Source organism: Bacillus sp. SJS (assembly GCF_000732485.2).
Lineage (GTDB): Bacteria > Bacillota > Bacilli > Bacillales > Bacillaceae > Metabacillus_B > Metabacillus_B sediminis.
Window position 1 is genome coordinate 1 of record NZ_JAQV02000008.1, and the last position, 11,422, is coordinate 11,422.

Genomic DNA, 11,422 nt, shown 5'->3' on the forward strand with positions numbered 1-11,422 from the left:
GATATTTTGGACTTTACTTTGTGTTGCAAGCTCGTCCTAGAGTGTCCAACCTCGAATGTGATTCGTGTACCTCGGACCGAGGGTTTGTCTTCGGCTTCCTCCAGATTCCACGTCGCCATGGACACCCTTGCCTTCGACTAATGGTTCGCATATCCCAACGCCCATAACGGACTTTCACCGTCTAGTTGATGAACATGCCTGGCACACAACACAAAGAGCCTTGCCGCCGGACAAGGCTCTCTTGATTAATTAGCTTCCCACTGAGTTAAATATGGATAAGGATTAACGGCTTTAAAGCTCGAGTCATACAAACCGAAATGCAAATGGGAGACAAATTTTCCTGTAGTGCCCTCAGGACCATACCCGCTGCTTCCTACATACCCGATTAATTGCCCTTTTTTAATATCCGTTCCTGGATCGATTCCATCTGCATATTTAGAAAGATGAGCATAATAAACGTTGTAGCCATCCGGTGTATTGACTGTCAATCTCCATCCGCCAAGTTCATTCCATCCTTTTCGTGAAACGCTTCCGTCAGCAGCGGCATACACTGGGGTGCCTTCTTTAGCCATGATATCTGTACCCTCATGAACCCTTGCCCCGCCATACTCTCTTGATTTTCCCCATGTATCCACAAATGGATCATACGTACCTTCATTTAGAGGAAACTGCCCGCTGTCCAGAGAGGATAAATTCTGATCTGCATTCACTTCAAGCTTTTGTCCAGCATAGATGGAGTCGGATTTGAGGCTGTTTAAGCTTTTAAGCTCAGCTACACTCATTTTGTACTTTAAAGCTATACCGCTTAGAGTTTCTCCGCTTTCGACTGTATGTATGGATGCTCCCTTTACTTCAGTAATGCCTCCGCCGATTTTTAGTGATTGTCCCGGAAAAACAAGATCGCCTTCCAAACCATTTACCTGCATCATTTGAGCAACTGTCATATTGTGGCTGTTCGCAAGTTCGGAAAGAGTATCGCCCTTTTGTACGGTCACTGTTTCCTCTGCAGCTGCAGGGATTGTGATAGAAGCAGCTGAAAACGCTGCAGCCAGAATAACTGGCATATACGTATGTTTCATGTCGCCGCATTCCTCCTCTTTATAGTTGGGTAGTCACCTATCCCATGAGAGGATTCGAACTGCCCCAGCTCTTTACTTCGCAGTTAGAAAAAACCAAACGGATTGTCCTATAAAAAAGAGATTTTTTACAAAAACAGGTGCGTTTAGACTCTTCCTGGATTTTCACCCAATTCCCTATGGCTCCATTTCTCACGAGCATGCATATGTTAGAAGCAAACAGCACGGGAGGAAATCGAATGGATGATCTAAATAAGCCTGACAGAAAGACTGCTGTCCTGCTTGCAGACTGCTGCCTCCTTGCTTATGATGGGGCACAGAATGGCGGGGAATTTAAAGCCCCTGAAGGCTTTGTCAATGTGGTCTCATTAAGAGGGAATATACTTGGTCAAAACAAGTGGTTTGGATTTATTATTGAATCGGACCGGCACATCATAGTTGCCTTTAGGGGAAGCCAGTCAGAACCTGATTGGGCTGCTACAGGGGATATTGAGCAGGTTCCTTATCCATATACATCCGCCGGCCTGGTTCACGATGGCTTTCTTGGAATCTATCAATCTTTTCGAACAGATTTATACAGATCCATCAGAAACCGCTCTTCCCGAAAAAAACTATACTTCACGGGACACAGTCTAGGCGCCGGCATTGCAACCCTGGCTTCTTTGGACGCTTCAGAAAATACTGGGAACTCCAACATATATATGTATAATTTCGGTAGCCCTAAAACAGGAAACAGACGATTCGTCTCTACTTATAGTAAATCTGGCATCCGCTATTGCAGGTTTGTTAACAAAGAGGATCTTGTCCCTCTTCTTCCACCGGGTAAAATAACAGATTACAGTCTGGGCAAAAACTATTACTACGCCCATCTTCCAAATCAATGCTTATTTTCTCTTCAAACCGGAACCATTGCCGGAAACCATAGTATGGAAACATACTATAAAGCTGCGGAGAAACTTCCATAATCGAAAAGCGCCCCTCCTGTATTGGAGCGGCGCTTTTGAGCGAAGTTAAATCGGCTTAATTCTCCAAATTCCATCTGCGTACTCTTTAATGGTTCTGTCACTGGAAAATGAACCGGAATAAGCAATATTTATTAAAGATTTTTCCTGCCATTCCCCTTTATTTATGAAGGTCTGCTCTACCCTCTCCTGTGCTTCTGCATAGGATGAAAAGTCTTTCAGAACAAAATATTGATCATTATGGGCGATAAGCGAATCATAAATCGCTTCGAATTCCCCTTCTGTTTCATGGAAGAAACCATTGATCAGCTGATCCGCTGCCTGGCGTATCCGTACATCGTGATGGTAATACTCGGTTGAACGGTATCCTCCATTTTCATAGTAGTCTAGCACTTGTTCTGCCGTGAGACCAAAGGTAAAAATATTAGAAGGTCCTACTGATTCAAGAATCTCTACATTCGCTCCATCTAGAGTACCGAGGGTTAAAGCACCATTCATCATAAATTTCATATTTCCTGTACCTGAAGCCTCTTTAGAAGCAGTGGAAATTTGTTCACTTACATCAGCCGCAGGGAAAATGGACTCTGCAAGGGAAACACGGTAATTCTCCATGAAAACCACCTTAATCATCTTGGAGACTTTAGGATCGGAATTCACCTTCTCAGCTAAGGAATTAATTAGCTTAATGACTTTTTTTGCATAATAGTAGCCTGGTGAAGCTTTTGCCCCGAAAATAAAAGTACGCGGATAGACGGAGAAGTTGGAATCTTCTCTTATCCGGTTATACAAATACATAATATGGAGCACATTAAGCAGCTGCCGTTTGTAAGCATGCAGACGCTTGACCTGCACATCGAAAATAGAGGATGGATCTACCTTCATAGAAGATTGCTCAAAAATTTTCTGCGCAAGAAGCTCCTTGCGCACCTGTTTAATTTTAGCGGTTTTTTCTTTCATTCCCTCATCATAGATAAAACGTTTCAGCTGAATTAAATATTCAGGATCCTTCACCCAGCGCTCGCCGATTGCCTCTGTGATTGTGCTTGCAAGCTCTGGATTTGCCTTCAGCAGCCATCTTCTGTGGGCAATCCCATTTGTCTTATTATTAAATTTCTCAGGCTCAAATTCATAAAACAGCTTCATTTCACGCATCTTCAGGATATCGGAATGGATTTTTGCCACCCCATTGACACTATGGCTTCCAGCAATCGCAAGGTGAGCCATCTTAACCAATCCATGGGCAAGAATCGCCATTTGCTCGATTCTGTTCCAGTCACCCGGATATCTCTCCCATAAAGCTTTACAGTAGCGTTCATTAATTTCTTCCACAATTAAATAGATTCTTGGAAGAAGTGGTTTAAACAAATAGATTGGCCACTTTTCAAGGGCTTCTGACAAGGTTGTATGATTCGTGTAGGAGATCGTTTTTGTGGTAATTTCCCAGGCTTCTTCCCATTCCATTCGTTCTTCATCCAAAAGAATTCTCATCAATTCCGGAATCGCCAATACTGGATGGGTATCATTAATATGAATGGCCACCATTTCATGAAAATTATGAAGGCTGCCATTCTTTTTACGAAAGGAGCGAATGATGCTCTGCAAGCTGGATGATACAAGGAAATACTGCTGCTTGAGGCGTAAAATTTTCCCTTCATCATGTGTATCATCCGGATAAAGGAATTCAGAAACGGCCTCAGTTTCCCGCTTATAGGTAAGTAAGTCTCTATTTAGAGGAGGATGATGGGCGGGCTCTGCGCTCCATAATCGGAGCGTATTAACGGTGCTGGTTTCGTATCCAATCATAGGCATATCATAAGGTACGGCTACGACCGTTTCCGGCGAAACATGTTTAAATTCCAGTTTTCCATCCACTTCACGGCTTTCAGTCGTTCCCCAAAATGCAATATCAACTGCCTGATCGGGTTTTCTGACTTCCCACACGTTTCCATGGCGCAGCCATTGTTCCGGATACTCAACCTGATAGCCATCTGCAATCTTCTGATCAAACAGTCCATGTTTATATCGGATTCCGCAGCCATGGCCTGGAAGATCAAGCGAAGCAAGAGAATCAAGGAAACAAGCAGCAAGGCGGCCAAGACCGCCATTGCCTAAACCTGCATCCGATTCGGACTCTTCAATATCCGATAAGCTGATTCCAAGCTCTTCAAGACCCTTTTCTACAACATCCCGAATACCAAGGTTCAACAGGTTTTGCCCCATTAGTTTCCCCAGCAAAAATTCTATTGATAAATAGTAGACCTGCTTATTGTTGGCAGAGCGGTTTTTTTCGTTCGTTTCAATCCAGTTCGTGCTGATGTATTCTCTCACCATATTGCCTAAAGTATTGTATTGGTCCCTGCTGGTAGACTCTCTGAACGTCTTTCCATATGTCATTTCCAGTCTCTTAAGAAAGCTTTTCTGGAAAGATTCTTTACTTGAGAACAATACTCCCACTTCCCATCAAATCAGTATAAAGCTGATTGTATTTGCTGGCAGATTGAGACCAGCTGTAATCCTGGCTCATGGCGTTCTTAACAAGCTGGTTCCATAATTCTTTATCCTCTCTGTAAATAGAGAGAGCACGTCTGACTGTATGCATCATGTCATGTGCATTAAAATTTTTGAATGAAAACCCATTTCCGTCACCAGTTGCTTCATTATAGGAAAGAACGGTATCATTCAGGCCGCCGGTTTCACGAACAACAGGTATTGAGCCATATCGAAGAGCAATCAGCTGCCCTAGTCCGCACGGTTCAAATCTAGACGGCATAAGGAACAAGTCAGATCCTGCATACACTCTGTGGGCTAATGGCTCATCAAAACCTATGTAAGCTTTTACATTTTCCGGATATTTATGTTCCATATGGCGGAAAAAGTTTTCAAATTCGGCTTCGCCTGTTCCAAGGATGATCCATTGCGTATCGTTATCCACCATCTCTTCCATCACATGGCGGACAAGATCAAGACCCTTTTGCTTAGTCAGCCTGGTAACCATGGAAATAACCGGGACTTCAGGTCTTTCAGGAAGCCCGAACATTTTTTGCAAAGCAGCTTTATTTTCCTGTTTTTTCTCAAGGCTTGACACATCAAATGGTGTATTTAGGAACGCATCCTTTGCCGGGTTATAAATTGTGTCATCGATTCCATTCAAGATCCCGTGCAAGGAGGCACCTTTTGCCCTAAGCAATCCATCAAGACGCTCCCCGTAATAAGGAGTCTGAATTTCTTCCATATAGGTTGGGCTGACGGTCGTAATGGCTGAAGAAGAAATAATTGCCGCTTTCATGAAGTTCACGCATTGATAAAATTCGAGTTTGTCAGCTGTGAAATCCTCATGTCCCAGATTCAGGAGATCATAAATGATCTCCTGTGGGAAAACGCCTTGAAACTCAAGATTATGGATCGTAAATACGGTTTTCATTTCAGCGTAAAATGGATCGGCTGCATACACTTCATTCAGGAAATAAGCGACCATGCCTGTATGCCAATCGTGGCTATGAATAATATCAGGCTGAAAATCGATCGCTTTAATTGCTTCCAGGACGGCTCTTGAAAAGAACGAAAATCTTTCTCCATCATCGTAATGCCCATATAGAGAGTCACGTTTAAAATAATATTCGTTATCCAGAAAATAATACGTAACTCCGTCCATTTCAAATACTTCAATGCCGCAAAACTGAGATCTCCAGCCTACAGCTACCTCAATCTCTTTTACTTTTGTCATCTGCTTTCTGTATTTTTCGGGAATCTGCCCATACTTTGGCATGATGACTCTCACGTCAGATCCTAACCGGGTAAGTTCTTTTGGCAGTGCTCCAGCTACGTCTGCCAATCCGCCGGATTTAACGAAAGGCACACATTCAGATACGGCAAACAGAATTTTCACGACTTAATCAGCACTCCTTGAACAGATCCTTTGCGCAGGACAATTGGATGCTCCATGGTGCCTTTCAGAACTTCGTGATTACCAATTTTAACATCCTTATCTAATATAACGTTTTCAAGCACGCAATTTTCTCCCACAGACGATTTTTGCATAATTATCCCATTTTTTATTACCGTATCTTTGCCAATATGAACCGCTCTGAAGATGATTGAGTTTTCTACATGCCCTTCAATACGGCATCCGTTTGCAATCATAGAGTTTCGTACATAAGAGGATTTAAGATATTTAGTAGGAGGTTCATCCTTTACTTTCGTATAAATTGGCGCAGCTTTAGGGAAAAGCTCTTTCCAAACTTCAGGCTTTAATAAATCAAGACTGTAGCGGAAATAAGATTGAATGGAATCAATCACGGAAACATACCCGTTAAATGCATATTCACAGATATTTAGCTGGGATCTGCCTTCATTGACGACTTGATTTAATGTTGTAAAACCATTGTTATCATAGGAGGAAATTAAATCTTTAAGCAGTGAGGTTTTAAGCACGTACATTTGCAGAGAATTGCCTTCTTTAGTGATCTCCGTTACATCGCAGCCCATTTCAATATGATGCTTAAGGACTTTGCAGAAATCAATGTTGCAAACGGTATGGCTGTTTGTAATAACCGTATATTCCTGACGGCTTCTTTTAAAGTAATCGAAATGGTCTTTGAACTGGCGGAACGATCCAAATTCATCGTATTCATCATGCAAATGCGGAGAAGGGAAAAAGAACAGTCCGTCGCGCTTTCTGTTTAAATCCCACTCTTTTCCTGATCCAAGGTGATCCATTAAAGAACGGTATTGGTATTTAGGGAATATAGCGACGCTGTCTACTCCTGAATTAACCAAATTAGAGAGGACAAAATCTATTAATCTATATCTTCCTCCAATGGGAATAGCAGCCATTGAACGATTTTGTATTAAATCATCAATATTCTGGCTATGCGCTGTTGCATCAATAATTCCAAGCATGCTCATGTTCATGCTTTGCCACCTCTTTCGTCTCAAGTAATTTACGTTCTTTTATTCAGTGACTTCTGCATCGCGCGCAGCCACTTGCTGCTGTCTAATATAGTCCGGAGTAACAAGGAGGACTTCTTCTAATCCAGGGTTTGAACGGATAACCGTTCCATCTTCAATAGTCATTCCGCTTGGAACGATGGCATTCTCAATATAGACGTTGCTTCCGATCACCGCATCCGGCATCACAACACACTTTTTAAGGAAGCTATCTTTGCCCACTGTTACACCCTGGAACAGGACAGAATGCTGTACGGTTCCGTATACGACACAGCCCTCATTTACCAGAGAATCAGTTACTTCTGCTTCTGCAGAAATAAATTGCGGCGGCTGGTTAGGATTGACGGAATAAATTCTCCAATCTTGACTGAACAGGTTAAGCTCAGGATCATCTTTTAATAGATCCATATTTGCTTCCCAAAGACTTTTCACAGTTCCTACGTCTTTCCAGTACCCTTTGTATGGATAAGCTACAAGCTTTTTCTTTTCTTCAATCAGGAGCGGAATAACGTCTTTCCCAAAGTCATTGCTGGAATACGGATTACGCTCATCCATTTCCAAATATTCCTGAAGAACAGACCATTTAAAGATATAAACGCCCATTGAAGCCAGGTTATTCTTAGGATTTTGAGGCTTTTCATCAAACTCTACAACTTCCATCTGTTCGTTCGTGTTCATAATTCCGAATCTGTTTGCTTCTTCCCATGGGACTTCAATAACTGAAATCGATACGTCGGCGTTCCTTTCCACATGGTAGTCCAGCATCTTAGAGTAATCCATCTTATAAATGTGATCACCAGAGAGAATCAATACGTATTCAGGGTCGTATTGCTCTAAATAGTTTAAGTTCTGATAGATGGCACTCGCTGTGCCTTTGTACCATTTTACTTCAGAGGATTCAGCATATGGTGGAAGTACAGTTACCCCGCCATTTTTACGATCCAGATCCCATGCGCTTCCAATTCCGATATAAGAGTGAAGAACGAGCGGCTGGTACTGTGTAAGAACCCCTACAGTGTCAATCCCAGAATTCGTGCAATTGCTCAGTGTAAAATCGATTATTCTGTATTTCCCTCCAAATGGAACGGCAGGCTTAGCCAAATTCTTAGTTAATGAACTAAGACGGCTGCCTTTCCCCCCTGCCAGAAGCATTGCTACGCATTTCTTTTTCATTGTTGTTCTCCCTTCTCTTTTTAATTGCTCTCAGCAAGCTAAAACCAAATGGCGGGACCGTCATGCTGATGCTGTACGGCTGGCCATGAAGTTCCTCTTTTTCAGCTTTCAATTCTTTGAGATTCACCTGACCCGAACCTCCGAAATGAACATCATCACTATTCAAAATCTCTACATATCTCGTGTCTGCCGGTACCCCGATTTTGTAGCCGTGGTACACATCGCTTTTGAAATTACAGACTGCAATAAGCACTTCCCCTTCTTTAGATCCTTTTCTCATGAAGGAATAAATACTTTGTTCCGCGTTGTCTGCATCAATCCATTCAAATCCTTCCGGAGAATGATCCAATTCATAAAGAGGCTTTTGCTTTTTATAAACATTCATTAGTTCTTTAAAATAAACCCTTGTATCACGGTGAAGCTCATAATCCTCGAGGAACCAATCAAGCTGCTCAAGATCTTTCCATTCATCAAACTGGCCGAATTCAGACCCCATGAAAAGAAGCTTTTTCCCTGGATGTACAAGCATGTACCCTAGCAGCAAGCGCAGCTGAGCAAACTTTTGCCAGTAATCACCGGGCATTTTGTTGAGAAGTGATTTTTTTCCATGAACGACTTCATCATGAGAGAATGGAAGAATGAAATTTTCATTGAAAGCATACATGAGAGAAAAAGTCATCTTATGATGAATATGCTTGCGGTCATGCTGGTCCGTCTCCATATACTCCAGCACATCATTCATCCAGCCCATATTCCACTTATAATTGAATCCCAAGCCTCCTTCCGAAACAGGGCTAGTAACCAAAGGCCAATCAGTAGAGTCTTCAGCAATCATAAGTGTATGAGGATCATAGGCAAAAACTGTCTCATTCAGCTTTTTCAAAAAACTTACAGCGTATGGATTTTCAAACGAATCACTATTTGGCCAATAAAGCATGTTGGCTACCGCATCTACGCGGAAACCATCTATATGATATTTCTCCAGCCAAAACAGGGCATTCGAGATCAAAAAGCTATGTACTTCCGGTTTGCCCAAATCAAAATTGGCTGTACCCCAAATTACATTTTCCCGATCATTATAGTTTGAATATTCAAATACCGGCTCCCCGTCAAACATATATAGACCATGTGCGTCCTTGCAAAAATGTCCCGGAACCCAATCCATGATTACTCCCAGGTCGTTTTGATGGCAGGCATCAATAAACTCCATAAACTCCTTAGGTGTGCCATATCGGCTTGTGGCAGAGAAATATCCTGTTCCCTGATAGCCCCATGAGCGGTCATATGGATGTTCAATCACCGGCATGAGCTCAATATGTGTAAAACCATGATCGATTGCATAAGGTATTAACTCTTCGCTTAGTTCTTTATATGAATAAAGGCTTCCATCCTCTTTCTTTTTCCAGGAAGCTAAATTGACCTCATAAATAAAGACAGGCTTTTGATAAATGTTTTTTGTTTTTTTCTTTCGCTGCCACTTTTGATCGTTCCATTTATACCCTTCCAAATCGGCTACAATAGAAGCTGTATTAGGTTTAAGCTCTGAATAAAAAGCAAACGGGTCAGCTTTCAGCAGCCTGGAACCATTTTTGGCAATCAGTTCGTACTTATATACATCTCCTAGCTTCAAATCCGGAAAGAACCCAGTCCATATCCCTTCATTGCTTACTTTCTCAAGTACGTAATCCGTGCCCTTCCACTGGTTAAAATCACCGGCAATTCTTACCTGTTTCGCATGCGGTGCCCACACAGTGAATTGAACTCCGCTTACTCCATCAATAGTCTTAAAATGAGCGCCAAATTGTTCAAAGCTCTTAAACAGGCTTCCTTCATGAAACAAATGAACCTCAAAATCTGTAGGACTTGCAATCATTCAGCATAAACCCTCCCCGCATTTTAGAGTGTATCTCAATCTATATACCCCTTTTACTACTTTTTAATTCTCTACTTTGAAAAAAAATCCTTTTGTGCAAACGCTTTTATAATTAGACATAATCTAACAAATATTTATCGCAGGTGCACACAATGTTATTTTTCTAAATAGAATTAAGAAAAGTATAAAAAAAATAGAGGTAAACCCTTTGCTGCGAGGGACTTCCTCTATAACGAACAAATAAAAGCATTATTTTAAAAACATGATTATTTGAAAAAAGTGTCGTAATTAGTCGAATTTTATTTTTTTAAAAAAGCTAAATTACAGGAAAAAATGAAGGAATTACCACAGTGAGGAAAAGGTTATGTTTCGTCAATATATTCTTAATTGACTTTTAAAAACAGTAATTCTTTCAAAAATGGAGCAGCTGTGTCAAAAAAAGCTTGCAGATTCCTCTGGCTTGGACTATATTTCTAAAAAAGATGACGCACAAGGAGGCCGCTGCCTTGCTAACTCTAACCAAACCGGATTTCAGATTAAAAGAGGCATATATGGAGTTTTATGAGGAATGGAAAAACTCAGAAGAAAAAATTGTTCCATGGGTAGTAGCTGAAAGCCCAGCTGACTTTGAAAAGTATCTCCATTATTTAGAGGAGCAGGAGCAAGGTAAAAATATTCCGGAGCAATTTGTTCCCCATTCTACCTATTGGCTTCTTTTGGGCAAGAGTCGCATTGTTGGAGCTGTTAATATCAGACATAGGCTGAATGAGTACTTAAAAGAGCGGGGAGGACACATCGGATATGGAATCAGACCTTCTGAACGGCAAAAAGGATATGCTACAGCAATCCTGTCCCTGGCTCTGGCTGAATCAAAACGAATGGGGATTAAAAATGTGCTTGTTACATGTGACAAGTCCAATATTGCATCGGAGAAAACGATTTTAAAAAATGGAGGAAAATTCGATTCGGAGTTTATAGAAGAATGTGGAACCGTGGTTAAGCGATTTTGGATTGCCGATTGAACTGCTTCAGTTTTAAAAGAATAACGCAAAAAACGCTGCAGACGCAGCGTTTTTTCAATGACCCGTACGGGATTCGAACCCGTGTTACCGCCGTGAAAGGGCGGTGTCTTAACCGCTTGACCAACGGGCCAGACAGATGGCGGAGAAGGAGGGATTTGAACCCTCGCGCCGCTTACGCGACCTACACCCTTAGCAGGGGCGCCTCTTCAGCCACTTGAGTACTTCCCCATATATAAATAGATGATCTGTGAAAGGATTCTCACAAACCTGTTTAACGCTTATAATGAAAATGGCTCCGCAGGCAGGACTCGAACCTGCGACCGATCGGTTAACAGCCGATAGCTCTACCACTGAGCTACTGCGGAACAA

8 protein-coding genes and 3 tRNA genes are annotated in these 11,422 nt (G+C 41.9%); 2 read left to right on the plus strand and 9 right to left on the minus strand.

Translation table 11 applies throughout. The features are described from left to right. Positions 1–245 precede the first annotated feature (245 nt). Positions 246–1,079, minus strand: coding sequence for a M23 family metallopeptidase (locus tag AS29_RS04770; RefSeq protein WP_051860898.1), 834 nt, complete (start codon positions 1,077–1,079; stop codon positions 246–248). Positions 1,080–1,315: 236 nt separating this feature from the next. Here AS29_RS04770 and AS29_RS04775 point away from each other — a divergent pair, with 236 nt between their 5' ends. Then, a complete protein-coding gene (locus AS29_RS04775; RefSeq protein WP_035413839.1) occupies positions 1,316–2,041 on the plus strand; it encodes a lipase family protein in 726 nt (241 codons plus the stop codon). A 45-nt stretch (positions 2,042–2,086) separates the two neighbouring features. Here AS29_RS04775 and AS29_RS04780 read toward each other — a convergent pair whose 3' ends face one another. The 5 genes from AS29_RS04780 to glgB are packed head-to-tail and all read right to left on the minus strand — an operon-like array spanning position 2,087 to position 10,031. Next, a complete protein-coding gene (locus tag AS29_RS04780) occupies positions 2,087–4,483 on the minus strand; it encodes a glycogen/starch/alpha-glucan phosphorylase (RefSeq protein ID WP_035413841.1) in 2,397 nt (798 codons plus the stop codon). Continuing rightward, positions 4,470–5,924 (minus strand): glycogen synthase GlgA, encoded by a 1,455-nt coding sequence (glgA, locus tag AS29_RS04785; RefSeq protein ID WP_035413843.1) that lies wholly within the window; start codon positions 5,922–5,924, stop codon positions 4,470–4,472. The genes AS29_RS04780 and glgA overlap by 14 nt, the downstream gene beginning before the upstream one ends. After that, positions 5,921–6,949: a sugar phosphate nucleotidyltransferase gene (locus AS29_RS04790; RefSeq protein WP_035413844.1), complete on the minus strand. Its 1,029-nt coding sequence runs from the start codon at positions 6,947–6,949 to the stop codon at positions 5,921–5,923. Before AS29_RS04790 ends, glgA begins: the two co-directional genes overlap by 4 nt. A gap of 39 nt (positions 6,950–6,988) precedes the next feature. After that, complete coding sequence (locus tag AS29_RS04795; RefSeq protein WP_035413846.1) at positions 6,989–8,158, minus strand: glucose-1-phosphate adenylyltransferase; 1,170 nt, start codon at positions 8,156–8,158, stop codon at positions 6,989–6,991. Continuing rightward, positions 8,103–10,031, minus strand: coding sequence for a 1,4-alpha-glucan branching enzyme (gene glgB, locus AS29_RS04800; protein ID WP_035413848.1), 1,929 nt, complete (start codon positions 10,029–10,031; stop codon positions 8,103–8,105). The genes AS29_RS04795 and glgB overlap by 56 nt, the downstream gene beginning before the upstream one ends. 482 nt (positions 10,032–10,513) lie before the next feature. Between glgB and AS29_RS04805 the strand changes: the two genes are divergently transcribed. Then, positions 10,514–11,053: a GNAT family N-acetyltransferase gene (locus tag AS29_RS04805; RefSeq protein WP_035413852.1), complete on the plus strand. Its 540-nt coding sequence runs from the start codon at positions 10,514–10,516 to the stop codon at positions 11,051–11,053. 58 nt (positions 11,054–11,111) lie between these two features. Here the strand turns inward: AS29_RS04805 and AS29_RS04810 are convergent. The 3 genes from AS29_RS04810 to AS29_RS04820 form a co-directional block, all read right to left on the minus strand. Continuing rightward, a tRNA-Glu gene (locus tag AS29_RS04810) sits at positions 11,112–11,183 on the minus strand. A gap of 7 nt (positions 11,184–11,190) precedes the next feature. Then, positions 11,191–11,281, minus strand: a tRNA-Ser gene (locus AS29_RS04815). 62 nt (positions 11,282–11,343) lie between these two features. Next, positions 11,344–11,418, minus strand: a tRNA-Asn gene (locus AS29_RS04820). Positions 11,419–11,422: the final 4 nt, after the last annotated feature.

Coding starts and splice junctions, on each gene's coding strand:
- AS29_RS04795 (WP_035413846.1), bottom strand. CDS start 8,158: ATGAAAAAGAAATGCGTAGCAATGCTTCTGGCAGGGGGGAAAGGCAGC.
- AS29_RS04770 (WP_051860898.1), bottom strand. CDS start 1,079: ATGAAACATACGTATATGCCAGTTATTCTGGCTGCAGCGTTTTCAGCT.
- glgB (WP_035413848.1), bottom strand. CDS start 10,031: ATGATTGCAAGTCCTACAGATTTTGAGGTTCATTTGTTTCATGAAGGA.
- AS29_RS04790 (WP_035413844.1), bottom strand. CDS start 6,949: ATGAACATGAGCATGCTTGGAATTATTGATGCAACAGCGCATAGCCAG.
- AS29_RS04805 (WP_035413852.1), top strand. CDS start 10,514: ATGACGCACAAGGAGGCCGCTGCCTTGCTAACTCTAACCAAACCGGAT.
- AS29_RS04775 (WP_035413839.1), top strand. CDS start 1,316: ATGGATGATCTAAATAAGCCTGACAGAAAGACTGCTGTCCTGCTTGCA.